This window comes from Micromonospora sp. IBSANI012 (assembly GCF_052814045.1).
This window is the reverse complement of sequence record NZ_CP199933.1, coordinates 2888315-2915131: the sequence shown is the minus strand read 5'-3', so window position 1 is coordinate 2915131 and position 26817 is coordinate 2888315. Positions and strand designations below refer to the sequence as shown.

Below are 26817 nucleotides of genomic sequence, written 5' to 3'. Positions count from 1 at the left end.
GCGGCCGGACCGGCGGGGCCACGCGGGCGGGGGCATACGCAGGCGAGGGCCGCGGGTTACCGTGGGCCGGTGCTCGCCGCCACACCGCTCGCCTCGGGCCGGGACGCCGACGTGTACGCCCTCGGCGCGGACCGGGTGGTCCGCCGCAATCGCGACGGTGGCGACGTCCGCGCCGAGGCGGAGCTGATGGCATACCTGCGCGCGCAGGGCTACCCGGTGCCGGAGGTGTTCCGGGCCGACGGACCCGACCTGGAAATGACCCGGCTGGCCGGGCCGACGCTGGCCGAGGCGCTCATCACCGGCGTCGCCGACATCCGGTCCGGCGCCCGGATCCTGGCCACCCTGCACCACCGGCTGCACGCCCTGCGCGCGCGACTCTCTCCCGACCCGGCCGCCCGGATCCTGCACCTGGACCTGCATCCGCAGAACGTCATGGTCACCGCCGACGGGCCGGTGGTCATCGACTGGGGCAGCGCCCGCGAGGGCCCGCCGGAGCTGGATCTGGCGATGACCGCGCTGATCGTCGCAGAGGTGGTCACCGACCCGACCTCGCCGTTCGTCGCGCCGGCCGGCGACCTGCTGACGGCGTTCCTGGCGGAGACCGGGCCGGTCGGGCTGCTGGACCCGGCGGTCAGCCTGCGCGCGCGGACGGGGCCGCTCGACCCGCGCCGGGTCGCGCAGGCCGCCGCCCGGGTGCGGATGGCCCACGGGTGACCGGCGGCCTCGGGCAGCTCTGGCGCTACCCGGTGAAGTCGATGCTCGGTGAGCCGCTGACCGCCGCGACGGTCGACGAGCGGGGCGTGGCCGGGGACCGCCGGCTCGCCCTCGTGGACCGGGCCACCGGGCGGGTGGCCAGCGCCAAGCAGCCGCGGCTGTGGCGGGGCCTGCTCACCGTCCGCGCGGCCGGCGGCGCCCCCGATCCGGTACGCCTCACCCTCCCCGACGGCACGGTGCTGAGCACGGCGGACGAGCGGGCGGACGACGTCCTCTCCGGGCTGCTCGGCCGGGCGGTACGGCTGACCGCGGCGGTGCCGGACGACGCCGTGCTGGAACGGGCCGACCCGGACGCGGTGCTGTCGGCCGGGGTGACGGCGGTGACGCCGACCACGCAGAGCCGGTTGGGTGGGGCGGCCCCACCGGGCAGCCTGGTCGACTTCGCGCCGGTGCACCTGGTCGCCACGGCCACCCTGGCCGCGCTCGGGTCGGTCGACCCGGTGCGGTACCGGCCGAACCTGGTCGTCGATGTCGGCCCGGCCTTCGCGGAGAACGGCTGGGTGGGTCGGGAGCTGCGCGTCGGCGCCGCGCTGGTGCTGCGGGTGGTGGCGCCCACCCCGCGCTGCGCGGTACCCACCCTGGCGCACGGACCGCTGCCGCCCGACCCGGACGCGTTGCGCGCGGCCGCCCGACTCAACCGGGTGGTGCCGCTGCCGGCGCTCGGGCCGCAGCCGTGCGTCGGGGCGTACGCGGTGGTGGCGCGGGCGGGTCGAGTCGAGGTCGGCGATCCGGTCGAGGTGGTCTGAGCCGGGTCAGCCGTTGCTCCGCGAGCGCGGCCAGGCGGCCAGCAGGTCGCGCAGCTCGGACGCGGTGCCGTCGTCGATGCGGTCCCTCTCGACCGCCTCGGCGAGCCGGCCGGCCAGCTCCCGCAGCCGCTTGAGCCGGTCCTTGGGCTTGCCCTCCTCCAGCTCCGTGAGCTTGTCGCGCAGCTCGTCGGCGGTCTTCGGGTCGATGTCGCCGGCCGCCTCCGCCCGGTCGAGCAGGGCCGCGAACTCCTCGGCGAGCTGCCCCGCCGTGCGTGGCGTGGGTCGTTCGTCCCGCGACGGCGGGGCGGTGGACGGCTCCGCCGACGGGGTCGGCTCGACGCTGGGCTCGTCCTCCATGGCGGTGATCGGCGCGGCCGGGGTGCGGTGGTCCGGCCCGTCATCGAGAACGAGCACGCCGACCAGGCCGAGCAGCAGCGCGACGCCGGCCGCGACCAGGACGCCCAGCGCCCGGTTCGGGCGGCGTGGCGGAGCGGCGACCCGGGGCGCGGGACGGGTGGCGGGCGGCCGGGGCGACGCGACGGCCCGGTCGATGAGAGTGGGTTGCGGGGGCGCCGGCACCGTCGGGAGCAGCGCGGTGGGCGGCTCGGCCGGCCGGCCCGCGCTCAGCCGGGCGGCCAGCTGCGCGGCGGTGGGCCGGCGGGCCGGGTCGACGGCCAGGCAGGCCATGGTGAGCTCGGCGATGTCGGCGGGCAGCCCCGGGACCCGCAGCGGCGGCACCGGGGTGCGCCGCGCGTGCACCTCCAGGGCGTCCTCCCAGGTCTGCACCGGCAGCGGAGCCCGGCCGGTGAGGGTGCGGTAGAGCAGCGCGCCGAGGGCGTACACGTCGCTGGCCGGGTCCGGCGGGCCGGGCGTGAGCCGTTCCGGCGCGAAGTAGGCGGGGGTGCCCATCATCAGCTCGCCGGTCTGGCCGGCGAGCGGGTGCCGGGGCCCGGCGAGGGCGGCGATGCCGAAGTCGAGGACCTTGGCGCCGGTCTCGGTGAGCATGACGTTGGCCGGCTTGACGTCGCGGTGCACCACGCCGATCCGGTGCGCGGCGGCGAGCGCGGCCGCCACCTGGCCGGCGACGCGGACCGCGTCCGGCCAGGCCAGCGGGCCGGCGGTCAGCCGGTCGGCGAGGCTGCGCCCCTCGACCAGCTCCATCACCAGGTACGGCACGACCACGCCGCCGGACAGGGTCGCCTCGCCGTAGTCGTAGACCTGGGTGACGTGCGGGTGGGTGAGCCGGGCGGCGGCCCGCGCCTCGCGCTGGATGGTGGCCCGCAGCTGCGGGTCGGCGGCGAGCTGGGCGACGAGGGCCTTGACCGCGACGGGGCGGTGCAGCACCTCGTCGTCGGCGCGCCATACCTCGGACATTCCGCCGAGGCCGATGGGCGCGCGCAGGACGTACCGATCGTGCAGGCGCGTGGCGGGCGTGAGCGACGACATGATGCTCCAGTCTGCCCGGCCCGCCCGGTCGGACACCAACCGTCGTGCCCGGTTGCGCTTCGTCTGGGCGGAAAAGCACCCTACCGGGTGCTTACGGGGTGGCCTCGGCCACCCCGACGGTCAGGGGCGGCAGGTCGGGACGGGCGCGGGCGCCGGCTCCGTGAGGTCGGCGAGCCGGCGCAGTGCGTGCGCGGCGGCGAGCCGGACGGGCGCGAGGCGGTGGCGGCGGGCCCGCTCGGGGCGTACCGGCGCGTTCGGGCGGGCCGAGTTGACGTGGCGGGTGACCGCGTCGATGGCGAGGGTGAAGCCGGTGGGCTGTTCCATGGTCAACTCCTCGGTACGGGACGGGTGGAGGTGCGGACGACCAGCTCGGTGGGGAGCAGGAGCTGCCCGGCGGCGTCGTCCGCCGGCGGGTCGAGCAGCAGTTCGGCGGCGATCCGGCCCTTCTCCTCGGCCGGTTGCCGGACGGTGGTGAGGCCGGCCGCGGCCGCTTCGGCGACGTCGTCGAAGCCGGTGACCGAGACCGTGGCGGCCCGCTCGCCGAGTGCGTCCAGGGCGCCGAGCGCGAGCACGTCGGAGGCGGCCAGCACGGCCGTCGGCGGATCGTCACCGGCGAAGAAGCCGGCCACCGCCTCGGCCCCGGCGGCGCGGCTGTTGCCGGTGGCGTTGAGCAGCGTGATGTCGGGCCAGTCGACACCGACCGCGGCCAGGGCGTCGGCGAAACCGGCCAGGCGACCCCGGGTGGTCGGGTGCCGTGCGGCGTCGACACCGGCGAGCTGCAGCGGCCCCGGCGGCGCCTCGGGGAGCACGGTGTCGGCGAGCAGCGCCACCCGGCGGTGCCCCAGGCCGACGAGGTGGTCGGCGACGGACCGGGCGGCGGCCCGCTCGTCGATGCCGACGTACCGGTCGGCGGGGGGCGCGGTGGTGACGAAGGGCAGCCCGCGACCGCGGATCACGTCCAGGGCCCAGTCCTCGTCGGCGGCGCAGTAGACGCAGAACCCGTCGACCGCCGCGTTCTCCACGGCCGCCCTGGCCTGCGTCGCCCCGGTGGGCAGCGGCACGAGCAGCAGGCTGGTGCCGTGCCGTTCGGCCGCCTCGGCGACACCGGCCAGGAACCGGACGGCGAACGGGTCGGTGAAGGCGTACGACAGCTGCGAGGTGAACAGGACGCCGATCGCGCCGGCGAAGCCCCGCCGCAGCGAGCGGGCCGTCGGGTTCGGGCCGGGGTAGCCGAGCTGCCGGGCGGTGTCGAGGATCCGGGTGCGCAGCGCCGCCGAGAGCTGGTCGGGGCGGCAGTACGCGTTGGAGACGGTGCTGCGTGACACACCGACCGCGGTGGCCACGTCCTGGAGTGTCGGTCGCACCCGGGCCTCCTTCTGGATCGATTCAGTCTGGATCGATTCAGAGACTAGCCGGACCCGCTCGGAACGGTCAAGGGAAATGGACACCACACGACGAACGGCGCCGGCCACAGCCGACGCCGCTCCTCAGGAAACCGGGCTCAGGGCTTGCGGGCGACCCCGCCGTACATGCTGACCTCCGCCACCGAGGGGCGCGGCTGCGGCTCGGCCTCGGCCCGCCACTGCGCCACCGAGCAGAGGCCGGGCTCGACCAGCTTCAGCCCCTCGAAGAAGCCGGTGAACTCGTCGAGGGTGCGCAGGTTGATCAGGCCGTGCGGGCCGCCGCCCCGGGCCGCCGCCCTGGCCTCCTCGGCGACGTCCGGGGGGAGGTATTCGTGGGTGGCGTGCGACGCGGCGAGGTAGCTGCCGGGCGGCAGCGCCTCCAGCAGGCGGCGCACCACCGCGTACGGGTCGTCGGCGTCCGGGACGAAGTGCAGGATCGCCACCAGCATCAGCCCCACCGGCTGGGACAGGTCGATGGTGCGCAGCAGGTCCGGGTGGCGCAGGATCTTCTCCGGGTCGCGCAGGTCGGCGTCGATGTAGGCGGTGGCGCCCTCGGGCGAGCTGGTCAGCAGCGCCCGGGCGTGGGCCAGCACGATCGGGTCGTTGTCGACGTAGACCACCCGGGACTCCGGCGCGAGCCGCTGGGCGACCTCGTGGGTGTTGTCGGCGGTCGGGATGCCGGTGCCGATGTCGAGGAACTGCCGGATCCCGGCCTCGCGGGTGAGGTGGCGCACCGCCCGCTGGAGGAAGCGCCGGTTCTCCAGGGCGCTGGTACGGATGGTCGGGAAGCGGGCCGAGATGGCGTCACCGGATTCCCGGTCGGCCTGGAAGTTGTCCTTGCCGCCGAGCCAGTAGTTGTAGCGCCGGGCGGGGTGCGCCACCGAGGTGTCGATCCGGTCGCTCGGGTGGGCGGAGCCCGTGGTGGTGCCCAGGGCTTCGGTGGTCACAGTCGCCTCCATGACTCTGCGCCATCGCGCGCGATGGCCTCCGTCCACTGTCGCCGGTCGCGGACCATGGTAGAGGCAGCCCCGGGCGCCGCGTCGGCCCGGGCGACGGTCACGCCGGGTAGAGCTCGTCGCGGAGCCGGGCCAGGATCTCCGGGGTCCGCTCGGGCGGCGCCGCCTCGACGCAGAGCCGCTCCATGGCCACCGCGTAGTAGTCGAGGTCGTCGCGCTTGTCGAGGTAGATGGCGCTGGTGAGCTGCTCGATGTAGACGATGTCGGGCAGGTCGTCGTCGCCGAACCGCAGGATGGTGAACGCCCCGCCGGCGGCGGCGTGCCCGCCCGCGGCGAACGGGATGACCTGCAGCCGCACGTGCGGCGACCGGGTGGCCTCGATCAGGGCGTCCAGTTGGCCGCGCATCACCGCCGGCCCGCCGATCGGGCGGCGCAGGGCGGCCTCGTCGACCACCGCCCACACCTGTGGCGGGGCGGCGCGGCGCAGCAGCTCCTGTCGACGCAGCCGCAGCTCCACCCGCCGGTCGACCTCCTCGGCCGGGGCGTGCCGGTGGCCGAGCAGGACGACGGCGCGGGCGTACGCGGCGGTCTGCAACAGGCCGGGGACGAACTGCACCTCGTAGGTGCGGATCAGCGAGGCGGCGGCCTCCAGGCCGAGGTACGCCTGGAACCAGCTGGGCAGCACGTCGCCGTACCGGTGCCACCAGCCCGGGCTGTTGGCGTCGCGGGCGAGCTTGAGCAGCGCCTCCCGCTCGTCGGCGGCGCTGACCCCGTAGAGGGTGAGCAGGTCGGCGACGTCGCGTTCCTTGAAGCCGACCCGGCCCAGCTCCATCCGGCTGATCTTGGATTCGGAGGCCCGGATCTCCCAGCCGGCGCCCTCGCGGGTGACGCCGCTGGCCTCGCGCAGGCGGCGCAGCTGGGCGCCGAGCAGCATGCGCAGCACGGTGGGCCCGGTCGCCGGACCCCCCTCCGCGGTCACCATCGCCACGTCGCCCTCCACCTGCTCGCCGTGCGCCGGCCGGGCGCCCCACCATCGACCGACGTGTAAGCATGCCATGGACGGTGGGTGATCCGAACTCCTCCGCGCGGCCGAGATGGTCCCGCCGGCGGGACCGACTATCGATCGATCAGGTTGTCGAAGTCCCCGTCGCGGGCGCCGAGGACGAACGCGGCGATCTCGTCCACCGTGTAGATCAGCGCGGGACCCTCGGGATGGCGGGAGTTGCGGACCGCGATGCCCGTCCTGCCGGGGAGTTCGGCCAGCTCGACGCAGTTGCCGCTGGGGTTGCTCCGCCGACTCTTCTGCCACCGCAGCTCGGGGAGCTGGGTGACGGGTACACCGTTCTCGGGCTGCTGCATGAGGGGTCTTTCTGTGCGGTGATGAGCCGTCCGGTGTCGCAGGTGGAGGGTGTCGCGGCGGGGAGGACGGCGACGCCGGATCATGCCGTGCTGCACGTGCATCTGCTATTGCATCTGCATTGGACAGCGAGCATGATAACCCACGTGTGCGGTACCCGACCGTTCACTTACAGTTACCCCCAACCCGGGCAGCCTCCTGGGAGAACGACGGCTGGGCACCGCACGCCGGCCGGCGTCCCGGGCCGTCCGCCGACGCCGCGAGGGAGGTCTCGTGCCGGATCCGGTGAGCGTCGCGTCCGGCATCTCCGCGGCGGGTGCGCTCGTCTCGGTGTGGCAGCTGCGCCGCCGGGCGCTGCGGGCGGAGGCGGAGATCGAGTACCTGCAGGCCGAGCTGGCCGCCGAGCGGCACGCCGCCAGCCACGACCCGCTGACCGGCCTGCCCAACCGGCGCGCCTTCCACCGGATCGCCGCCGCGCTGCTCACCGACGCCGGTGGACGGCCGCTGATCGCCGTGGTGCTCGACCTCAACGACTTCAAGCAGGTCAACGACCGCTACGGGCACGCCGCCGGGGACCAGGTGCTGATCAGCGTCGCGCAGCGGCTCACCGCCTTCGCCGGGGACAACCTGGTCGCCCGGCTCGGCGGTGACGAGTTCGCCGGCCTGCTGAGCAGCCCGTCGGTCGACCGGCGCTGGATCGACCACGCCACCCGCCGGCTCTGTGAGGCGATGGCCGCGCCGATCCCGGTGGGCGGGCGCAGCGTACGGGTCACCGCGTCGGTCGGCCTGGCGCCGGTCAGCGGCCCGACCCAGCTCGCCGAGGCGCTTTGCGCCGCCGACGCCGCGATGTACCGGGCGAAGGGCGTGACCGCCCGCCGGTCCCCCCGACAACTCCTGGACACCCCGCGCCGGGCCGAGTGCTGAGCACCCGGGGCCCGGCGTCGTCGGGGCCGCTCAGACCAGGGTGGCGAGGTACTCCTCCAGCGCCCGGTACGACTGCCGTGCCCCGTCCTCCATGCCCGAGCCCACCATCGCGTCCCGCTCGGCGGCGGTGTCGAAGCGGGTGGTGCCGGTGACCATCGTGCGGCCGTCCTGCTCGGTGAAGACGAGCGTCTCCACGGCCACGTGACCGGGCGCGCCCTCGAACTCGAAGGTCTGCACGATCCGCTCGGGCGCCGCGATCTCGAGGAACTCGCCGCGGAAGGCGTAGGAGTTGCCGTCCGGCGCGTGCTCGACGAACCGGTACCGGCCGCCCACCTGGAAGTCGATCTCGACGTCGAGCGGGTTGCCCCGACCCCACCACCGCGCCAGGTGCGCGGGGTCGGTGTGCGCCGCCCAGACCATGTCGAGGGGCGCGTCGAGGACCCGGGTGAGCACCACCTCGCGGTCGGTGGGCAGCGCGACGGTCAGGTCACCGGTCGGGTTCATGGTTGTTCTCCTTCAGCTCTCGCAGGTAACCGTCCAACGTGTCGTACCGGTCGTCCCAGAGCCGGCGGTACTGGTCGACCCACTCGGCGAGGACCCGCAACGCCGCCGGCTCGATCCGGCACCGCCGCCACTGCGCCTCGCGGGTGCGCACGATCAGCCCCGCCGCCTCCAGCACGTTCAGGTGCTTGGAGATCGCCTGCATCGAGATCGGGAACGGCGCGGCCACCTCGTTGACCGTCGCCTCGCCGGCGGCCAGGCGGGCCAGGATGGCCCGGCGGGTCGGATCCGCGAGGGCGGCGAAGACGGCGCCGACCTGATCTGGTGAGGTCACTGTAATCAACCACCTGGGTTATAAACCGATAAGTTGAATGTACTCGTCGGGGGTGCCCTGTCAAGGACGAACGCGCAAATTCGGCTCGGCCGACCGGCTTCGTCAGCGCCAGCCGTAGCCGGCGCGCAGGGCCTGGCCGATCCGGTCGAAGCGACCCCGGTCCAGCACCGCGCCCTCGCGCCGGATGCTGTCCTCGCGCATGGTCAGCACCCGGTCGAGGCGGACCCAGCTCGGGCGCTGGTCACGGTCCCACTCCCCCGGGCCGAGCGCCAGCCAGTGCCGCTGACCGTCGCGCTCGCTCTGGCTGGAGAGCATCAACCCGAACAACGTGCGGCTGTGCCGGCCGACCACCAGCACCGGGCGGTCCTTGCCCTGCCGGGGGTCGTCCTCGTACGGCACCCAGGTCCAGACGATCTCACCCGGGTCGGCCTGGCCGTCCAGCTCCGGGGCGTACGTCAGCTCCCGGCGCTGCAACGCGCCGACCTGGCGACGACGGGCCACCTGGGCCGGAATCCGGCCGGCGGTACCGGCCGGCGCGGCCGCACCCCCGGTCGCCCGATTGAGCCGGGCGACGACGTTCCTCAACAGACCTGCCACGGGCGGCAGCCTAACCCCACCGCCGCCCCGGCGCCCGGCCCGCCGGCGGGGTATTCCGCTCGACCGCTGGCGGGCCGGGTGGCGAGGATCGGAGCGTGCAGGTTCCCCAGCGGCAGATCCGGGCCCGCTTCACCGACACGGCGCTGACCGTCTACCAGGCGTACCCGCCGGAGATCGCGGCGGCGGCGCTGGCCGCCGGCCGGTTCTGCCCGCCGTTCCGGCGCGGCCGGATGACCTGGATCAAGCCGTCGTTCCGGTGGATGATGTACCGCTGTGGCTGGGCCCAAGCCGGGCCAGGAACGGGTGCTGGCGGTCGAGCTGACCCGCGCCGGCTTCGAGTGGGCGCTCGACCGGGCCTGCCCCAGCTCCCCCGACCCGGCCCGGCACGCCGACTGGGCCGCCTGGGCCCGCGAGCTGAAAGCAGCCCGGTGGCCAGGCCGGTGCCCGCGCCGACCTCGACCAGCCGGGGCGGCACCCGGCCGTGGTGGGCGAGGATGGCCTCGGCGAGCGCGGGCGGGTAACCGGGCCGCGCGTCGTCGTGGTCGCCCGCCACCTCGCCGAAGAACTCCGCCACGACCGCCATCCTGTCACCGGTCGACCCGCCCGAAGGAGAGACATGATCGAACTGCCGGGAGACCTGCCGGTCGTCGAACGCACCGCCGTCCGGCTGGTGGTGCGCGACGCGCAGGACCGGATCCTGCTCTTCCACACCCGCGACCCGGACCATCCCCGCCTCGGCACCTGGTGGGAACTGCCGGGCGGCGGAACGGATCCCGGCGAGACGTACGCCGAGACCGCGGTGCGGGAGCTGCGGGAGGAGACCGGCTTCGTGGTCACCGCCGCCCGGCTCGGCCCGCCGACCTGGCGGCGGCGGGCCAGCTTCATCCACCGGCAGCGCCGGCACCTGCAGGACGAGGTGGTGATGACGGTACGGCTCGACGCCGCCGGGCCGGACGTCGACGGCGCGGAGCGGCTGGACTACGAGGTGGAGGACTACTTCGGGTTCCGCTGGTGGACGGTCGACGAGGTGGTCGCCAGCGCGGAACGCTTCTACCCGGGCCGGCTGCCCGCGCTGCTCCCCCGGTTCCTCACCGGCGAGGAGATCGACGAGCCGTTCGAGCTGTGGTCCTGAGCGGGGTGCCGACCGGGCCCGGGATGGGCACAGTAGGGGCATGACGACGACCCTGCACACCCCGCTGGCCCGCTACGCCGCCCGGCTGCACGCCGGCGCCGGCGACCGGCACCACGTCGCCTCACCGCTCGGCGCCTGGCTGCTGCTGGCGCTGGCCGCGCCGGCCGCGACCGGCGCCGACCGGGACGAGCTGGAGGACGTCCTGGGCGTGAGCGCGTCCGCCGCGGCGGAGCTGGCCGGGGCCCTGGTGGACCGGCCCCACCCGCTGGTGCCGTCCGCCACCGCCGTCTGGCAGCAGGCCGGCCACGACACCGCGCGGCTGGCCGAGTGGCGGGCCACGCTGCCGCGTACCACCGCGACCGGGCCACTGCCCGACCAGCCGGGGCTGGACGCCTGGGCCCGCGAGCACACCCTGGGGCTGATCGACCGGTTCCCGCTGACCCGGTCGCCGGACGTGCTGCTGGCGCTGGCCAGCGCGCTGGCCACCCGGATCTCCTGGGCCGACCCGTTCGACCTCGCCCCGGCCGGGCAGCTCGGCCGGGCCAGCGCCTGGGCGGGACGGCTCGACCGGGTGCTCCGCACCCCCACGCGCGGCCACCGGGCCTGGATCGCCGCGACCGGACCGGCCGGCGACGTCGCCGTGCACGCCGCGCCCGCCGTCGAGCGCGACGGGGCGGGCCTGGTGGTGGTGTCGGTCGCCGCCGACCCCTCGGTCCCCGCGGCCGACGTGCTCGCCGCGGCGTACGAGGTGGCCGCCACGGCGGTCGACGAGGCGGAGCCGGCCGGCCGCCGCTCGCTGTTCGCGCTGCCGCTCGGCGACGGTCCAGCGTGGACGGTGCGGGAGAAGCGAGTGCACACCCGCGCCCCGGACGGCCGGGAGGAGCGGCACACAGCGGTGCTGCCCTGCTGGTCGGCGCGGGACGAGCACGACCTGACCGCCCCGGCGCTGGGCTTCCCCGCGGTGGTCCGCACGCTGGGCGGGCTGCTCGGCGAACCCGCCCCGCGGCTGGAGGCGCGGCAGGCGGCGATGGCCCGCTACGGCCGGTACGGCTTCGAGGCGGCCGCCGTGACCGCCGCCTTCGCGCTGGCCAGCCTCGCCCCGGAGGGCGTCGCCCGCACCGCGGAGCTGCGCTTCGGCCACCCGTACGCGGTCGTCGCGGTGGCCACCGACCGCAATGGCGGGCCGTGGCACGGGGTGCCGGTCTTCTCCGCCTGGGTGGCCGAGCCGGAGGAGCCGGCGGCGACGGACCTGGCGGACCCGCCCGAGGAGTTCTGATCCGGCCGGGACGGGCACGCCCGGGCGTGGAGCCCTCCTCGGGGAGGGCCCCACGCCGGGTCACGCCGCGACGGGCTCCCGTTCCTGCGTCGCCGCCCGCTCCGCGAGCCGCCGCTGCCGCTCCTGCGCGCCGATCAGGTCGTCGGGCAGCGAGTCGGGCACCTCGACGTCGAAGCGGCGCAGCATCCGGATCGCGAACCCGCCCAGGGTGATCAGGACCAGGGCCAGCCCGAAGCAGACGTACGCGAAACCGATGCCCCGGCCCGGCCCGGTGCCGATCACCGCGCCCACCGACCCGGCCAGTGACCCGCCCGGGGCGAGCATCGGCTCGAAGAGGCTGGTCGCCGCCGGGGCGAGCAGCGCGAAGCCGATCGGCAGTGTGGACCAGGAGATGGTCTGGTTGAGGCTGAACACCCGGCCGTGGAAGCGCTGCGGCACCTTGACCTGCACGATGGTCGCGTAGATCGACTGCGCGGTGGTCATCGCCATGGCCAGCCAGAAGATGCCGACACAGACCATCGTCACCGAGGCGTCCAGGCCGACCAGCACGCAGCCGACGGCGGTGCCGAGGTTGCCGATCAGCACGCCGACCATCCGCCGCCGCCGGGGCCCGCCCCACAGCGACATCAGCACGCCGCCGGCCACCGCGCCGCAGGCCTCGGCCAGGGCCACCTGCGCCACCTGGGTGGCGGTGCCGAACGAGAGCACCAGCGGCGTGGTGAGCACCAGCGCCGGGGCCAGGAAGATGTTGCCCAGGGCGAAGTAGCCCAGCATCAGCCGGAAGCCGCGGTGCTGCCAGGAGTAGCGCAGCCCGTTGGCGATCGCCACCAGCAGCCGCTCCCGGGGCCGCCAGCCGAGCAGGTCGGGGAAGCGCACCACGGCCAGGGTCAGCACCGCCACCAGGTAGCTCGCCACGTCGATGAGCAGGATGCCCTTGAGTTCGATGGCGGCGAGCAGGCCGGCGGCGAAGACGGGCATCAAAAGCATCGCGAAGCCGCTGGAGAGCTGGGTGATGCCCATCGCGTGCCCGAGGTAGCGCTTCGGCACCAGCTGCGGCACCGCCGACTGGAACGCGATCCGCTGGAACGAGCCCGCGACCTGGCTCAACGCGACCAGGGCGTAGATGTGCCAGAGGACCAGGTTGTCGGTCCAGAGCAGCGCGGCGAGCGCCAACTGGATCGACCCGGCGGTGCAGCTGGCGACCATCATGATCCGGCGGCGGCTGACCCGGTCGGTGACCGCGCCGGCCACCGGCAGCATCAGCACGCCGCAGATCAGCGCCAGCGCCCAGAGCAGACCCAGGTCGGCCACCGACCCGGTCCGGGTGAACAGCCAGATCGGCAGCGCGAACGCGGTCAGCGCGGAGCCGGTGGTGGAGACCAGCTGCCCGGCGGTGACCGCGACGAACCGGGCCATGCTGGGCTTCACCACGCTCTGCTCGGGCCGGCCGGACCGGCCCGCGCGCTGGTGGGCGGCGACCGCCCAGCCGGCGTCGGCGCCCCGCGCCTGCGGGGTGAGGGCGGCGACGTCCCCGGCGGCCACCGCCGGGTGGACCCGGGTGACGATCTCCGCCAGCTCCTCGGCGCGGTACTTGAGGAAGAAGTGCCCGGCCTGGTCGAGCACCACCAGGCCGAGTGTGTCGCTGAGGAACTGCCACTCGGCGTACCGCTCGGCGTGGTAGTCGGTCACCGGATCCTCCGAGCCGACCACCGAGATGATCGGCGCGCGCAGCTTCGTCGCGCCCCGGTCGAGCAGGCCGGTGAAGTACTCCTCGGAGGCCCGTGAGTCGGCCCGCATGTTGCTGATGATCCGGTCAGCCTGCTCCGGGTCCAGCTCGTCGGTGTCCACCCCCATCGACTTGAGCCAGCTGGCGTAGTGCCGGTTGCTGCGCAGCTGTTCGAGCCGGTTGCGCAGGGCGGCGAAGGCGCCCCGGGGGCGGGCGAACGGGAACATCGCGCCGATGTAGACCGCTTCCAGGTCCCGGCCGGCGGCCTCCACCTTGCGGGCCACCTCGGCGACGATCGCGCTGCCCACCCCGCAGTGACCGTAGAGGGCGATCGGGCCCTCGACGCGTTCCAGGATCTCCTCGGCGACCCGGCTGGTCAGCTCCTCGAACGGCAGGCCGTCCTCGCTGAGCCCGACGTCGTGGCCGGGGATGGCCAGCGACCACAGGGCATGGCCGGCGGGCAGCGCGTCCGCGAGGGGCTGGTAGACGATGGCGCTGCCGCCGCCGTACGGGACGCAGACGTAGCTGAGCACCCGCTGCGCCGCCGGGATCGGCCTGGTCAGCTCGTAGAGCAGCCGGCGCGGCCCGTCCGCGCCGTCCCCGCCGCCGGACATGAACGCGGCCAGCTCGCGGATCGTCCGCTGCTGGAACAGGTCCATCACCCCGACGGCGCGCCCGCCGTGCTCCGCCTTGCGGATCTTCGCCACCACCTGGGTGGCGAGCATGGAGTGCCCGCCCAGGTCGAAGAAGTCGTCGTCGATGCCGAGCGTGGCCACGCCCAGCACCTCCGACCAGATGCCGGCGAGCAGCCGCTCGGTGTCGTCGCGCGGCTCCACCAGGGCGACCGACGCCTCGCGGGTGAGCACCGGCGCGGGCAGCGCCCGACGGTCCAGCTTGCCGTTGGGGGTCAGCGGCAGGCCGTCCAGGGTGACGAACGCGGCCGGCACCATGTACTCGGGCAGGGTCTCCTTCAGCGCCGCCTTCAGCGCGGCGTGCTCGGCCGCGCCGACCAGGTAGGCGGTGAGCCGCTTGTCGCCGGGGGTGTCCTCGCGGACGATCACCACCGCCTCGGTCACCGCCGGCTGCTCGCGCAGCGCGCTCTCGATCTCACCCAGCTCGATCCGCAGGCCGCGCAGCTTCACCTGGTGGTCGATCCGGCCCAGGAACTCGATCACCCCGCCCGCCGGGGCGGTCACCCAGCGGGCCAGGTCGCCGGTGCGGTAGAGCCGGGCGCCGGGCTCACCGGAGAACGGGTCCGGCACGAACCGCTCGGCGGTGAGCGCGGGCCGGCGGTGGTAGCCGCGGGCCAGCCCCACCCCGCCGATGTGCAACTCGCCGGCAACCCCGACCGGGCAGGGGTTGCCGCGTGGGTCCAGCACGTGCAGCCGCAGGTTGGTGATCGGTGCGCCGATCGGGACGGTGCTCAGGCCCGGCAGCAGCGCCGGGTCGCAGTGCCAGGCGCTGACGTCGATCGCCGCCTCGGTCGGGCCGTACAGGTTGTGCAGCTCGCACCCGGGCAGTCGGACGGTGAAGTCGACCGCCGTGGCCGGCGGCAGCTCCTCGCCGGAGCAGATCACCCGGCGCAGCGCCGTCGCCGCCTCGACGCCCTCCTCGGCGAGGAAGACGGTGAGCATCGACGGCACGAAGTGGGCGGTGGTGACCCGCTCGGCGACCAGCAGGTCGCGCAGGTAGCCGGCGTCCTTGTGCCCGCCGGGCTTCGCCAGCACCAGCCGGGCGCCCTCGCGCAGCGGCCAGAAGAACTCCCAGACCGAGACGTCGAAGCTGGCCGGGGTCTTCTGCAGCACCGCGTCGTCGTGGCCGAGCCGGTAGGTCTGCTGCATCCAGTCCAGCCGGTTGACGATGCCCCGGTGGGTGTTCGGCACGCCCTTGGGCCGGCCGGTCGAGCCGGAGGTGTAGATGACGTACGCCAGGTGCTCCGGGCCCGCCGCCGGCGTCGGGTCGTCGGCGGGCTGGTCGGCCCAGCTCCCGGCGTCGTCCAGGGCCAGCACGGTGGCGCCGGTGGTCGGCAGCACGTCGCGCAGGTGCTCCTGCACGAGCACCACCGGCGCGGCGGCGTCGTCGACCATGAAGGCCAGCCGGTCCGCCGGGTACTCCGGGTCCAGCGGCAGGTACGCGCCGCCGGCCTTGAGCACCCCGAGCAGGCCGGTCACCAGCTCCACCGACCGCTGGGCGCAGACGCCGACCAGGGTCTCCGGGCCGACGCCCGCGGTGCGCAGCCGGTGCGCGACCCGGTTGGCCGCGGCGTTCAGCTCGGCGTACGTGGTCGACCTGCCCTCGATGGTGACCGCGACGGCGTCGGGGGTGCGGGCGGCGCGTTCCTCGATCGGCCCGTGCAGCGTCTGGCTGGCCGGGAAGTCGGCGGCGGTGTCGTTCCAGCTCGCCACCAGCGCCCGCTCGGCGGGCGGGAGCAGGTCCAGGGCGGCGACCGGGGTGTCCGGGGCGGCGACGATCGCGGCCAGCAGGGTCGTCCACCGCCGCGCCATCCGCTCGACGGTGTCGCGGGTGAACAGGTCGGTGTTGAAGACCAGCTTGCCCCAGATGCCGTCGGGCACCTCGACGGCGTGCAGCTCGAAGTCGAACCGGGTGGCCCGCAGCTCCATCGGGGTCCAGCGGAAGCTCACCTCGTCGGCGTCGGAGACGCCGGAGAAGCGGCCCATCTCGTAGTTCTGCAGGACGAACATGGCCTGGAACACCGGCGACCGGCTGACGTCGCGGGGCAGCCCCAGCTCGTGCACCACCTTCGCGAACGGCACCTCGGCGTGCTCGAAGCCGTCCAGCACGGCCCGCCGGGTGCGCTCCAGCAGCTCGGTGAAGGTCGGGTCGCCGGTCAGCTCGGCGCGCATCGGCAGCATGTTGATGAACATGCCGACGACGTCCTCCAGCTCCGGGGCGGACCGGCCGGCGACCGAGGCGCCGACGGCGAAGTCGTCCTGCCCGGCGTGCCGGGACAGCAGCACCTGGTACGCCGCGAGCAGGGTCATGAACAGGGTGCCGCCCGACGCGCGGGTGAGCGCGGCGAGCCCGTCGGTGACCGCCCGGTCGACCTGGAACTCGACGAAGTCGCCCCGGTAGGTCTGGGTGGCCGGGCGGGGCCGGTCCAGCGGCAGTTCCAGCGGGGTGATGCCAGCCAGCCGCCGCTGCCACCAGTCGAGGTGCCCGCGGGCCTGCGGCCCGTCCAGCTCCCGGGCCTCCCAGTGGGCGAAGTCGCCGTACTGCACCGGCAGGGCGGGCGGCTCGCCGCCCCGGTAGAGGGTGATCAGGTCCCGCAGCAGCACGTCCACCGACCAGCCGTCGCCGACGATGTGGTGCTTGCCGAGGAAGAGCACGTGGTCGTCGGCGACGTTCATCCGGTCCGGAGTGCCGTCTCGCGGCGCGGAGGCCGGATTATCGTCGTCAGCGAGCCGGATCAGCAGCGCGCGCAGCAGCGGCCCGGCCGCCAGGTCGAACGGCTCGGCCGCGGCGGCGTCCACCAGCGCCTGCGCGGCTTGCTCGTCGGGGGCGTCCACGATGGTCAGCGGCACGTCGACACAGTCAGCGACGACGACCGTGGGGCGACCGTCGGCGTCGGCCGGGAAGCGGGTGCGCAGCGACTCGTGCCGGGCGGTCAGCCCGGCCAGGGCGGCGCGCAGCGCCGTGACGTCCAGCGGGCCGCGCACCCGCAGCGGCACCGCGATGTGGTACGCCGCCTCGCCCGGAGCGAGCTGGTCCATGAACCAGACCCGCTCCTGGGCGTACGACAGCGGCACCTCGGCGCCCTCCGGGCGCGGCGTGATCCGGGCGGTGGGCGAGGCCTGCCGCCGGCGCAGCCGCTGGGCGATCAGCGCCGCGCGGGCGGCCTCCCGGGCGGGATCCTTCAGGTCCGTCATGCGGGGGTGTCCTTCTCCGCCGCCAGCAGCGCGGCGACCTCGGTCTCGGAGAGCTCGTCCAGCTCGGCGGCGATCCGCTGCTCGATCTGGGCGGCCAGTTCGGCGACCACGGGGCTGCTGAACAGCGCCCGCATCGGCAGGTCGACGTCCACCTCGGCGCGGATCCGGGCCATCGCCCGCATGCCGCGCAGCGAGTTGCCGCCGAGGACGAAGAAGTCGTCCAGCGCGCCGACCTTCTCCACCTGGAGGATCTCGGCATACACCTCGGCCACCAGGGTCTCGGCGTCGGTGCGCGGCGGGACGTAGCCGTCGGGCGCCACGGCGGCCGGCGGCGCGGGCAGCGCGGCCCGGTCCAGCTTGCCGTTCGGGGTCAGCGGCAGCGCGTCGAGCCGGACGAACGCGGAGGGCACCAGGTGGGCCGGCAGCTCGCGGCCCAGCTCGGCGGCGAGGGCGGCCTCGTCGGCGGCGCCGACCAGGTAGCCGACCAGGGCCGGCTCCCCCGAGTCGGTGCGCACCGCCACCGCGGCCTCGCGGACCTGCGGGTGGGCCAGCATCGCCGACTCGATCTCGCCCAGCTCGATCCGCATGCCGCGCACCTTGACCTGGTCGTCGCGGCGGCCCAGGTAGTCCAGCGTGCCGTCGGTGCGCCAGCGGGCCAGGTCGCCGGTGCGGTACATCCGCCGGCCGGGCGGGCCGTACGGGCAGGGCAGGAAACGCTCGGCGGTGAGGCCGGGCCGGCGCAGGTAGCCCCGGGCCACCTGGTCCCCGGCGACGTACAGCTCGCCGACCACGCCCGGCGGCACCGGCTGGAGCGCGGCGTCGAGCAGGTAGACCCGGGCGCCGGCGGTGGGCCGACCGATCGGCACCGGTCCGGCATCCAGCGGCCGGCCGGGCGCGACGCGGGCGGCGACGCAGCCGACGGTCGCCTCGGTCGGTCCGTACTCGTTGACGACCGCCACGTCCGGGTGGGCGGCCCGCCAGCCCGCCAGCTGCTCGCCGGTGAGCGCCTCGCCGCCGATCACCAGGTCGGTGGTCGGCGACAGCGCGGCGTCGAGCAGCGGCAGGTGGCTCGGGGTGACCTTGAGGAAGCTCGGCCGGCCACCGGCCCGGGCGTGCGGCGAGTCGATCCCGGCCAGCCGGACGGTGCCGCCAGCGGTGAGCGGGCCGAGCAGGCCGGTCACAGTGAGGTCGAACGAGACCGGCGAGGGCAGCAGCGCGGTGCCGGCCAGCCCCGGGTAGGCGTCCCGGGCCCAGGCCAGGTACGCGGCCACGGCCCGGTGCTCCACCACCACGCCCTTCGGCCGGCCGGTGGAGCCGGAGGTGTAGAGCACGTACGCCGGGTGCTCGGGGCGCAGCGGGGCGGCCCGGTCGGCGTCGGTCAGGTCGCCGTCGGCCTGGTCGGCGCCGACCTCCCCGTCGAGCACCACCGCACCGGCGGGCACCAGCGCGGCGGTCTCCGGCAGGGCCAGCACCAGCGCCGGCTCCGCGTCGGCGAGCAGGTACGCGATCCGGCCGGCCGGGTAGCCGGTGTCCACCGGGACGTACGCGGCGCCGGACTTGAGCACGGCGAGGACGGCGACCAGCAACTCGGGCGAGCGGGGCAGGGCGAGCGCCACCCGGCCCTCCGGGGCGGCGCCCCGGGCCACCAGCACCCGGGCGAGCCGGTTGGCGGCGGCGTTCAGCTCGCCGTAGGTGAGCGAGACGCCCTCGCAGACCAGGGCGACGGCGTCCGGGGTGGCGGCGGCCTGCCGCTGCACCCGCTCGATGACCGAGCGGAACGCCGGGGTGGCGTCGTCGCCGTTCCAGGTTCGCAGGACGAGGTCCCGCTCGGCGTCGTCGAGCAGCGGCAGGGCGGAGACCGGCTGCCCCAGGTCGTCGACGGCGGCGGTGAGCAGCCGCACGTACCGCGCGACCACCGCCTCGGCGGTGCCCCGGTCGAACAGGTCGGTGCGGTAGACCAGGCGGCTCTCGCCGGTGGTGACGTCGAAGGCGAGGTCGTCCTTGGTGGTGCCCAGCTCCACCGGGTCCAGCCCGGAGTCGGGGATGAAGTTCAGCGCGGTCTGGAAGATCGGCTGCACGGACGGGTCGCGCTGCGGGGCGACCGCCTCGACGATGCGCTGGAACGGGGTCTGGCCGTGCTCCATCGCGTCCACCAGGCCGGCGCGGACCCGGCCGAGCAGCTCGGTGAAGCTGGGGTCGCCGCCGACGTCGCAGCGCAGCGCCACCGGGTTAACGAACATGCCGATCAGCGGGGTCAGCTCGGCGGTGTCCCGGCCGGCGGTGGAGACGCCGACCACCACGTCGGTGTCGCCGGAGATCCGCGACAGCAGGGCGGCGAACCCGGCCAGCAGCACCATGTACGGGGTGGCCGCCGACCCGGCGGCGAGCCGGCCGACCCGGTCGAGCAGCCCGTCGGGCAGGGCGAAGCGCACCTCGTCGCCGGCGAAGCCGAGCTGAGCCGGGCGGGGGCGGTCCAGCGGCAGGCCGGTGACCGCCGGCGCCCCGGCCAGCTGGCCGGTCCAGAAGGCGAGCTGGCGGTCCAGCTCCGCGCCGGTGAGCTGGTCGCGCTGCCAGACCGCGAAGTCGGCGTACTGGATGGGCAGCTCGGGCACGGCGGCGGGCGCGCCGGTCAGCGCGGCCTCGCTGAACGCGGCCAGTTCGGCCACCAGCAGCACCGCCGAGTGGCTGTCGAAGACGGCGTGGTGCACCACGAACAGCAGCGTCCAGGCGTCGTCGAGGCGGACCAGCCGGGCCCGCCACAGCGGCGGGGCGTCCAGCGGGATCGGGGTGCGGGCCAGCTCGGTACGCAGGGCGGCGTACCGGGCGGCCCGCTCGGCCTCGGGCAGGTCGCGCAGGTCGTCGGCGGGCAGCCGGACCGGCTCGTGCTCGCGCACCACCTGCACCAGGGCGCCGTCGTCCATCCGCAGGTGGGTGCGGAGCGCCTCGTGCCGGGCGACGACCCGGCCGACGACCTCGCCGGCGGTGTCGGCGTCGATGCCGGCCGGGAAGCGCCACGGGGTGGAGACGTTGTAGACCGGCGAGGCGGTGTCCAACTGGTTGGCCATCCACACCCGCTCCTGGGCGAAGGAGGCCGGGAAGGTCCACTCCCGCGTCATGACGGCACCTCCCGTACGGAGCGGGGACGCATGTCGGTCCACACGGTGTCGACGTGGGACAGGCACTCCTCGCGGGTGCCGGCGAAGCCGGCGTCGTGCCACCCGGCGGGCAGCTCCCGGTCGGCCGGCCAGATCGAGTACTGCTCCTCGTCGTTGCGGACGACCAGGAATCGGGATTCGGCCATCAGTGCTCTCCAGCGCTCTCGGGGGTGTGCGGTTCGGCCATCGCCACGGCGATCCGGCGGGCCCCGGTGAAGGGCTCCCGGCCGTGCGCGGCGGTCATGTTGTCGACCACCAGCACGTCGTCGCGCCGGTAGTCGAAGCGGACGCTGGCGGCCCGGTACGCGGCCCGCAGGTGGTCCATGACGCCGGCGGGGATCTCGCCGCCGTCGCCGTAGTAGGTGTTCGCCGGCAGCCCGTCGGCGCCGAACATGTCCAGCAGCCCCTCCTGGTAGTCCTTGGGGAGGGTGCTCACGTGGAAGAAGGTGGCGTGGTTGAACCAGCGGGGAGTGTCCGAGCCGGGCCGGTGGTGCACCACGTCGCGCACCGCCCGGGTACGCAGCCCGTCCGCGCCGACCCACTCCAGCCGGATCCGGTTCGCCGCCGCGTACGCCTCGACCTCGGCCCGGTCGTCGGTGCCGAACACGTCCTGCCAGCGGGTGCCGAAGTCGGCGTGGAAGTTGCGCACCAGCATCCAGCGCCGCCGGACGAACTCCTCGCGGACCGCCGGGTCGATCTCGGCGTACACCCGGCGGACGTCGGCGAGCGGGGTGGCGCCGAGGGTGTCCGGCGGGCTGATGCAGTAGAAGAACAGCGTCAGCGGCCAGCGCGCCTGGTACGAGTTCTCGTTGTGCAGGAAGATCTCCTCGTCCGGCGGGTAGTCGGTCGAGGTGTAGACCCGGCCCTTGATGGCGTGCCGGGGTGAGGACCGCTCGGTGTAGGTCAGCGGCTCGCCGGAGAACCCGCGGACCACCCGGTCGAAGCCGTCCACCCCGCCGACGTCGAAGCCGCGGAACAGCAGCCCGCCGTGTGCGGCGAGCGTGGCGCGCAGCTCCGTCCGCCGCCGGTCGATGAGCTCGGTCAGTGGTGTGCCGTCGTTCTCGACGACCACCGGCAGCGTGGCGATCGTGTCGCTCATTGCTCTGTCACTCCTGTTTCTCGACGCTCAGTCGCGGGGTAGCCGCGGGATGGCGGGGATGGTGGCCGGGGCGGGCTCGTCGGCGGGCGCGGCGGTGGCGCGCAGCTCCTCGATCCGGGCCGCCAGGCCGGCGACGGTCGGGGTCTCGAAGAGGCTGCGCATCGGCAGCCGTACCCCCGTCGCCTTGCGCATCGCGGCGATCAGCTGGACCGCGACCAGGGAGTTGCCGCCGAGGGCGAAGAAGTCGTCGTCCACGCCCACCTCGGCCACCCCCAGCCCGTCCCGCCAGACCTGAGCGATGGTGATCTCCAGCTCGGTACGCGGCGCGGCGGAGGCGGCGCCGCCGCCGGCCGGGACCACGAGGGCCGGCTCGTCGGCGGTCTCCAGGCTCCCGGTGGTGACCCGGGAGGCGCGGCCGCGGATGTCGTCGACGGTCCGGGTGGCGATCACCACCTGCGCGCCGAGCCCGGCGGTGAGGCTGCGGCGGAACGCCTCGGCCCCGTCGACCGGCCGGATGTCCTCGGTCGGCACACCCGGCTCCGGGGCGGGCGCCTGCGCCGGTGCGCCCGCCGGGGCCAGCCCGCCGGTCACCGCGCCCTGGTCGACCCGGCGCAGCACGAAGTCGCTGATCGCGACCAGTTCCCGGCCGTCGGCGTCCCGCAGGGACACATCGGCGGCGACGACCTCGTCGGTGGCGCTGTCGCGGTGCCGCAGGTGGCTGTGGAACTGCGCCGGCAGAGCACCGCGCACCACGATCCGCCCGTACGACAGCGGCAGGTAGGTGCCGCTGCCCTGGCCCCGGCCGAACGCGGTGGCCACGTCCAGCAGCGCCGGGTGCAGCCCCCAGGAGGGCAGGTCGCCGACCGCCGCGGCGGGCGCGTCGATCCGGGCCAGCTCCTCCCCCTCGCCCAGGTGGTGCTCGGCCAACGCGGCCCAGCGCGGCCCGAAGGTCAGCATGCTGGTGCGCCCCCGGCCGAACGAGGCGTCGTCGTCCACCCGCCGGCCGGTCACCGCCGGCACCCGCGCCGGCGGGGCCGGCTCGTCGGTCCAGCCGGCCGCGCCGCGTACGTGGGTGCGCAGCTGCCCGGCGGCGAGGCTGCGTACCGCGAAGTCCACGCCGTCCTCGGCGGGGGTCAGCTCGACCCGGTACTGCGCGACCGTGCCGTCGGGCACCGAGAACGGCTCCAGGAAGACCACGTCGCGCAGCTCCACCGCCGCGTCCCCGGCCGGGGCGGGCAGCCCGGCGGCCACCGCCGCCCGGACCGACTCCAGGTGAGCGGTACCGGGCACCACCGGCACGCCGCCGATGCGGTGCTCGTCCAGCAGCCAGTGCGTGTCGGCGGAGACCAGGCCGTGCAGCACCACGCCGTCCGGGCCGGTCACCGCCGTGGTGAGCACCGGGTGGTCCACCGGATGCGTGACGGTGTCCCGCCCGGCGGCCCGGAAACCGGCCGGCGCGTCGGTCTCCACGGCCATGCCCACCTCGGCCCAGCCGCCCCAGTTCTGCGACAGCACCGGCGCCCGGAAGCCCGCACCGGCCCGGGCGTACGCGTCGAGGAAGCTGTTCGCCGCGCAGTAGTCCACCTGGCCGAAGCCGCCGACCACCGCGGTGATCGAGGAGCAGAGCACCACGAAGTCCAGCGGCAGGTCGCCGAAGACCTCGGCGAGGGCGAGGGTGCCGGCGAGCTTCGGCGCGAGCACCCGCTCCGCCTCGGCCCGCTCCTTGACCTCGGCCATGCCACCGCCGGGCAGGCCGGCGGCGTGCACGATGCCGTCGATCCCGCCGAACTCGGCCTCGGCGGCCGCCCGGACCCGGCGCAGGTCGGCCGGGTCGGTGACATCGGCGGCGAGCACCAGCACCGACGCGCCGGCCGCCTCCATCCGGCGGATCGCCGCGATCGCCCGGCCGGCCCGGTCCGCGCCGCCGTGCACGGCCAGGTGGTCGTCCCACCGCTCGCGCGGCGGCAGGCCGGAACGGGCCAGCAGCACCAGCTTCGCCCGGGCCCGCCGGGCGAAGTCCTCGGCCAGGGTGACGCCGATGCCGCCCAGACCGCCGGTGATCACGTACCGGCCGCCCTCGCGCAGCGCGCCCGGCTCGCCCTCGGCGTCGACGGTGACCTGCTCGTAGCCGGTCACCCAGCGGCGCGGGCCGCGCAACGCCAGCTCGGCGCGGGCCGGGTCGACCGGCCGGCGCAGCTCGGCGACGAGCGCGTCCACGTCGGACGAGGCCGGGTCGGCGTCCACCAGCCGGACGGCCAGCCCGGGCAGCTCGGCCGGGAGCACCCGGGCCAGTCCGGCCAGGGTGGCGTGCTCGGGGCGGATGAGGTCGGCGCCGGTCACGTCCCCGATGCCGGCGGTGACCAGGTCGAGGGTGCGGGCGCGCTCGTCGGCGGTCAGCCCGGCCCCGGCGAGCGCCTGCACCAGGTGCAGCGCGCTGAAGAAGCCCCGGTCCTGGGCGGCCCAGGCGGCGGCGACGTCGGTGCCGGCCGGGTCGCCGTCGAGGGCGAAGGCGTGCACCAGCCGCTCCGGCGGGTCGGCGGCGAGCGCCGCCACCAGGGCGTCGTGGTCCTCGCGGGCGCCGGGCCGCAGCCGGTACCCGCCGTCGACCGCCGCGAAGCGCTCGCCGGCGCGTACCACGGTGGGCGTGGCGCCCGCGGCCCGCAGCGCCGCCACCAGCGCGTCGCCGCGCGGACCGTCGGCCAGGACCAGGCAGCGGCCCAGCGGCGCGGTCCGCGGCTCGGCGGCGGCCTGCCGCCAGACCGGCACGGCGAACCACTCCGGCAGCGGGCGCGGCCCGCGCTCCACCGGCGCGGGCGCCTGGTCCACCGGGTCCGGGTCCACCCAGTAGCGACGGCGTTCGAACGGGTACGTGGGCAGCGGCACCCGGCGGGCCGCCGGATCGGCGTCGAGCCGCACGCCGACGCCGGCGCACCAGAGCGCGCCGGCGCTGGCGAGCAGGGTGGCCAGGTCGCCGGTGCGCTCACCGGGGCCGGGCAGGCTGCCCAGCGGGGTCAGCGCCCGCTGCGCCGGGCCGGCCTTGGCGACCTGCATCCGGGCCAGGTTGGCCAACTGCCGGCCGGGGCCGCACTCCAGCAGCGCCCAGGTGCCCTGGGCGAGCAGGGCGGCCACGCAGTCGCCGAAGCGCACCGGCCGGCGCAGGTGCGCGGCCCAGTACGCCGGGTCGGTGGCCTGCTCGGCGGTGATCCAGGTGCCGGTGACGTTGGACAGGAACGGGACCGCCGGCGGGCGCAGCGGCACCCCCGCCATCAGGGCGGTGAACTCGGCCAGGATCGGTTCCATCATCGGCGAGTGGAAGGCGTGGGAGGTGCGCAGCGCCTTGCTCTTGCCCTTGATCGTCTCGGCGAACGCGGCGACCTTGTCGCTCTCGCCGGCCACCACGCAGGTGCCCGGGCCGTTGACGGTGGCGATGGCCAGCCCCTCGGGGAGGCGCTGCGCGACCACCGACTCGTCCAGCGCCACGGCGAGCATCGAGCCGGCCGGCAGGGACTGCATCAGCCGGCCCCGGGCGGCGACCACCCGCAGCGCGTCCGGGAGGCTGAGCACCCCGGCGACGGTGGCGGCGACGTACTCGCCGATCGAGTGACCGATCATCGCGGCGGGCCGCACCCCGGCCCGCAGCCAGAGGGTGGCGAGGGCGTACTCGACGACGAAGAGGGCCGGCTGGGTGTACCGGGTCTCGGTGAGCTTCTCCCCCGCCGCCGGGTCGCGGCCGAGGATCAGGTCGCGGACGTCCAGCCCCAGCTCGGGGCGGAGCAGCTCGGCGCACTCGTCCACGGTGGCGGCGAAGGCCGGCTCCTCGGCGTAGAGCTGCGCGCCCATCCCGGCGTACTGGGAGCCCTGCCCGGAGAAGAGCAAACACACGGTTGGTGCTGGACCGTCGGTCAGACCGCGATGTCCGCGGCGCGGATCACGCAGGGCAGCCGCCGCGGAGGGCGGCTCAGTGGCGACGACCGCGCGCCGGTGCGCGTACTCCTGCCGGCCCACCCGCAGGGTGTGCGCCACGTCGGCGAGCAGCTGCGGCCCGCCGTCGGTGGCGCCCTCGAGGTGCTCGGCGAGGCGCAGCACGGCGGTGTCCAGGGCGGTGGCGGTCTTCGCCGACACGTGCAGCAGCTGCGCCGGGCGAACCTTGCGGTCGGCCCGGTACGCCACCGGCGCCTCCTGGAGCACCACGTGGGCGTTGGTGCCGCCGATGCCGAAGGAGCTGACCCCGGCCCGGCGCGGCCCGCCGTCGGTGTCCCACTTGGTCAACGTGTTCGCCACGTAGAACGGGGTGTCGGCGAAGTCGATCGCCGGGTTCGGCTGCTCGAAGTTGATGCTCGGCGGGATCAGGCCGTGCTCCATCGCGAGCACCGTCTTGATCACGCTGACGATGCCGGAGGGCTGGCTGAGGTGACCGATGTTGGACTTCACCGAGCCGATGCCGCACCAGCCCCGGTCGTCGGTGTCCCGGGTGTAGACGGCGGAGAGGGCGGCGACCTCGATCGGGTCGCCCATCGCGGTGCCGGTGCCGTGCGCCTCGACGTAGCTGATGCTGCGCGGGTCGATCCCGGCCATCCCGACGGCCTGGGCGATCGCCTCCATCTGCCCGTCGATGCTGGGGGCGGTGAAGCCGACCTTGCCGGCGCCGTCGTTGTTGATGGCGTTGCCGAGCACCACGGCCCGGATCGCGTCGCCGTCGGCGATCGCGTCGGAGAGGCGCTTGAGCAGGGTGACGCCGACGCCGCTGCCCCACACCGTGCCGTTGGCGGCGGCGTCGAACGGCCGGCACCGCCCGTCCGGCGAGGTGAAGCCCTCCATGCCCAGGTAGCCGACGTGCGGCAGCTCGATGTTGACCCCGCCGGCGAGCGCCATGTCGCACTCGCCGTTGCGCAGCGCCTCGCAGGCCAGGTGGAACGCGACCAGCGAGGTGGAGCAGGCGGTGTGCACGGTCAGGCTCGGCCCGCGCAGGTCCAGCCGGTACGACACGTTGGTGGCCACGTAGTTCGGCGAGTTGCCGGTGGCGATGGAGACCGCCCCGTGCGGGTTGCCACCGACGCGCTTGTTGCGGATGACGTACCGGTGCAGGTAGGTGTTGCCGCCGGTGCCGGCGTACACGCCGACCGCGCCGTCGTAGCGGGCCGGGTCGTAGCCGGCGTCCTGCAACGCGGTGTAACAGCTCTCCAGGAACAGCCGGTGCTGCGGGTCGGTGATCTCCGCCTCCCGGGCGGTCATCCCGAACAGCCCGGCGTCGAACTCGTCGTACCCATCGACCAGCGGCGCCCGGTTGACCCACCCCGGGTCGTCGACCTCCTCCACGGTGGCGCCCCGCGCCAGCTGCTCCTCCCGGCTCAGCTCGGTGACCGACTCGACGCCGTCGACCAGGTTGCGCCAGAACTGGCGGACGTCGGCCGCGCCGGGCAGCCGGGCGGCGAGCCCGACGATCGCGATCGGCTCGATGCCGTCGTCGGCGGGGAGGTCGGGTGCCATCGGGTTGTCCATCTGCA

The 26817-nt window shown here is 75.2% G+C and carries 19 protein-coding genes and 1 pseudogene; 6 read left to right on the top strand and 14 right to left on the bottom strand.

Annotation, left to right across the window (positions count from 1 at the left end; genetic code table 11):
- Nucleotides 1–69: 69 nt before the first annotated feature.
- A complete protein-coding gene (locus tag ACTWM8_RS13325) occupies nt 70–714 on the top strand; it encodes a phosphotransferase (protein WP_446214088.1) in 645 nt (214 codons plus the stop codon).
- Nucleotides 711–1520: an MOSC domain-containing protein gene (locus ACTWM8_RS13320; RefSeq protein WP_446214087.1), complete on the top strand. Its 810-nt coding sequence runs from the start codon at nt 711–713 to the stop codon at nt 1518–1520. Before ACTWM8_RS13325 ends, ACTWM8_RS13320 begins: the two co-directional genes overlap by 4 nt.
- 6 nt (nt 1521–1526) lie before the next feature.
- On the opposite strand, the gene ACTWM8_RS13315 is transcribed toward ACTWM8_RS13320, so the two are convergent.
- The 6 genes from ACTWM8_RS13315 to ACTWM8_RS13290 all read right to left on the bottom strand — a co-directional run bounded on the left by ACTWM8_RS13315 (nt 1527) and on the right by ACTWM8_RS13290 (nt 6684).
- Nucleotides 1527–2966 (bottom strand): protein kinase domain-containing protein, encoded by a 1440-nt coding sequence (locus ACTWM8_RS13315; RefSeq protein ID WP_446214086.1) that lies wholly within the window; start codon nt 2964–2966, stop codon nt 1527–1529.
- 120 nt (nt 2967–3086) lie between these two features.
- The gene (locus ACTWM8_RS13310; protein ID WP_446214085.1) at nt 3087–3290 is read right to left on the bottom strand and encodes a hypothetical protein; all 204 of its coding nucleotides are present in this window, start codon (nt 3288–3290) and stop codon (nt 3087–3089) included.
- A gap of 2 nt (nt 3291–3292) precedes the next feature.
- Nucleotides 3293–4330, bottom strand: coding sequence for a LacI family DNA-binding transcriptional regulator (locus ACTWM8_RS13305; protein ID WP_446214084.1), 1038 nt, complete (start codon nt 4328–4330; stop codon nt 3293–3295).
- A 137-nt stretch (nt 4331–4467) separates the two neighbouring features.
- Complete coding sequence (locus ACTWM8_RS13300; protein WP_446214083.1) at nt 4468–5328, bottom strand: SAM-dependent methyltransferase; 861 nt, start codon at nt 5326–5328, stop codon at nt 4468–4470.
- A 97-nt stretch (nt 5329–5425) separates the two neighbouring features.
- On the bottom strand, nt 5426–6313 hold the full coding sequence (locus tag ACTWM8_RS13295; protein ID WP_446214543.1) for a helix-turn-helix domain-containing protein: 888 nt from the start codon (nt 6311–6313) through the stop codon (nt 5426–5428).
- A 128-nt stretch (nt 6314–6441) separates the two neighbouring features.
- Nucleotides 6442–6684, bottom strand: a complete 243-nt coding sequence (locus tag ACTWM8_RS13290; protein ID WP_088962472.1) for a DUF397 domain-containing protein — start codon at nt 6682–6684, stop codon at nt 6442–6444.
- 271 nt (nt 6685–6955) lie between these two features.
- Between ACTWM8_RS13290 and ACTWM8_RS13285 the strand changes: the two genes are divergently transcribed.
- Nucleotides 6956–7606 carry a GGDEF domain-containing protein gene (locus ACTWM8_RS13285; RefSeq protein ID WP_446214082.1) on the top strand — a complete coding sequence of 217 codons (651 nt, stop codon included), beginning with the start codon at nt 6956–6958 and terminating at the stop codon, nt 7604–7606.
- Between the two features lie 30 nt (nt 7607–7636).
- On the opposite strand, the gene ACTWM8_RS13280 is transcribed toward ACTWM8_RS13285, so the two are convergent.
- The 3 genes from ACTWM8_RS13280 to ACTWM8_RS13270 form a co-directional block, all read right to left on the bottom strand.
- Nucleotides 7637–8110, bottom strand: coding sequence for an SRPBCC family protein (locus ACTWM8_RS13280; protein WP_446214081.1), 474 nt, complete (start codon nt 8108–8110; stop codon nt 7637–7639).
- On the bottom strand, nt 8094–8441 hold the full coding sequence (locus ACTWM8_RS13275) for an ArsR/SmtB family transcription factor (RefSeq protein WP_179804495.1): 348 nt from the start codon (nt 8439–8441) through the stop codon (nt 8094–8096). The genes ACTWM8_RS13280 and ACTWM8_RS13275 overlap by 17 nt, the downstream gene beginning before the upstream one ends.
- A 102-nt stretch (nt 8442–8543) precedes the next feature.
- Complete coding sequence (locus ACTWM8_RS13270) at nt 8544–9038, bottom strand: type II toxin-antitoxin system PemK/MazF family toxin (RefSeq protein ID WP_446214080.1); 495 nt, start codon at nt 9036–9038, stop codon at nt 8544–8546.
- Nucleotides 9039–9133: 95 nt separating this feature from the next.
- On the opposite strand from ACTWM8_RS13270, the pseudogene ACTWM8_RS13265 reads away from it, so the two are divergent.
- The 3 genes and pseudogenes from ACTWM8_RS13265 to ACTWM8_RS13255 form a co-directional block, all read left to right on the top strand.
- A pseudogene (locus ACTWM8_RS13265) lies at nt 9134–9464 on the top strand (DUF4291 family protein); the annotation flags it as partial.
- A gap of 190 nt (nt 9465–9654) precedes the next feature.
- Entirely contained in the window at nt 9655–10170 is a 516-nt protein-coding gene (locus tag ACTWM8_RS13260; protein ID WP_446214079.1) for an NUDIX hydrolase, read from the top strand.
- 40 nt (nt 10171–10210) lie between these two features.
- Nucleotides 10211–11446 (top strand): hypothetical protein, encoded by a 1236-nt coding sequence (locus ACTWM8_RS13255; RefSeq protein ID WP_446214078.1) that lies wholly within the window; start codon nt 10211–10213, stop codon nt 11444–11446.
- Nucleotides 11447–11506: 60 nt separating this feature from the next.
- Here ACTWM8_RS13255 and ACTWM8_RS13250 read toward each other — a convergent pair whose 3' ends face one another.
- Genes ACTWM8_RS13250 through ACTWM8_RS13230 form a run of 5 tightly spaced genes read right to left on the bottom strand, consistent with a single transcriptional unit; the run spans nt 11507 to nt 26812 of the window.
- Entirely contained in the window at nt 11507–17059 is a 5553-nt protein-coding gene (locus tag ACTWM8_RS13250; protein ID WP_446214077.1) for an amino acid adenylation domain-containing protein, read from the bottom strand.
- Entirely contained in the window at nt 17056–20175 is a 3120-nt protein-coding gene (locus tag ACTWM8_RS13245; RefSeq protein ID WP_446214076.1) for a non-ribosomal peptide synthetase, read from the bottom strand. The genes ACTWM8_RS13250 and ACTWM8_RS13245 overlap by 4 nt, the downstream gene beginning before the upstream one ends.
- Complete coding sequence (locus ACTWM8_RS13240) at nt 20172–20360, bottom strand: MbtH family protein (RefSeq protein WP_357617261.1); 189 nt, start codon at nt 20358–20360, stop codon at nt 20172–20174. Before ACTWM8_RS13240 ends, ACTWM8_RS13245 begins: the two co-directional genes overlap by 4 nt.
- Nucleotides 20360–21313 carry a TauD/TfdA family dioxygenase gene (locus ACTWM8_RS13235; protein ID WP_446214075.1) on the bottom strand — a complete coding sequence of 318 codons (954 nt, stop codon included), beginning with the start codon at nt 21311–21313 and terminating at the stop codon, nt 20360–20362. Before ACTWM8_RS13235 ends, ACTWM8_RS13240 begins: the two co-directional genes overlap by 1 nt.
- 27 nt (nt 21314–21340) lie before the next feature.
- The gene (locus tag ACTWM8_RS13230) at nt 21341–26812 is read right to left on the bottom strand and encodes a type I polyketide synthase (protein ID WP_446214074.1); all 5472 of its coding nucleotides are present in this window, start codon (nt 26810–26812) and stop codon (nt 21341–21343) included.
- Between the last annotated feature and the right edge of the window lie 5 nt (nt 26813–26817).

What these genes read in the sequence shown, in the direction of transcription:
- ACTWM8_RS13315 (WP_446214086.1), bottom strand. Translation starts at nt 2,966, where the DNA reads ATGTCGTCGCTCACGCCCGCCACGCGCCTGCACGATCGGTACGTCCTG.
- ACTWM8_RS13310 (WP_446214085.1), bottom strand. Translation starts at nt 3,290, where the DNA reads ATGGAACAGCCCACCGGCTTCACCCTCGCCATCGACGCGGTCACCCGC.
- ACTWM8_RS13300 (WP_446214083.1), bottom strand. Translation starts at nt 5,328, where the DNA reads ATGGAGGCGACTGTGACCACCGAAGCCCTGGGCACCACCACGGGCTCC.
- ACTWM8_RS13290 (WP_088962472.1), bottom strand. Translation starts at nt 6,684, where the DNA reads ATGCAGCAGCCCGAGAACGGTGTACCCGTCACCCAGCTCCCCGAGCTG.
- ACTWM8_RS13280 (WP_446214081.1), bottom strand. Translation starts at nt 8,110, where the DNA reads ATGAACCCGACCGGTGACCTGACCGTCGCGCTGCCCACCGACCGCGAG.
- ACTWM8_RS13260 (WP_446214079.1), top strand. Translation starts at nt 9,655, where the DNA reads ATGATCGAACTGCCGGGAGACCTGCCGGTCGTCGAACGCACCGCCGTC.
- ACTWM8_RS13255 (WP_446214078.1), top strand. Translation starts at nt 10,211, where the DNA reads ATGACGACGACCCTGCACACCCCGCTGGCCCGCTACGCCGCCCGGCTG.
- ACTWM8_RS13250 (WP_446214077.1), bottom strand. Translation starts at nt 17,059, where the DNA reads ATGACGGACCTGAAGGATCCCGCCCGGGAGGCCGCCCGCGCGGCGCTG.
- ACTWM8_RS13245 (WP_446214076.1), bottom strand. Translation starts at nt 20,175, where the DNA reads ATGACGCGGGAGTGGACCTTCCCGGCCTCCTTCGCCCAGGAGCGGGTG.
- ACTWM8_RS13240 (WP_357617261.1), bottom strand. Translation starts at nt 20,360, where the DNA reads ATGGCCGAATCCCGATTCCTGGTCGTCCGCAACGACGAGGAGCAGTAC.
- ACTWM8_RS13235 (WP_446214075.1), bottom strand. Translation starts at nt 21,313, where the DNA reads ATGAGCGACACGATCGCCACGCTGCCGGTGGTCGTCGAGAACGACGGC.
- ACTWM8_RS13230 (WP_446214074.1), bottom strand. Translation starts at nt 26,812, where the DNA reads ATGGACAACCCGATGGCACCCGACCTCCCCGCCGACGACGGCATCGAG.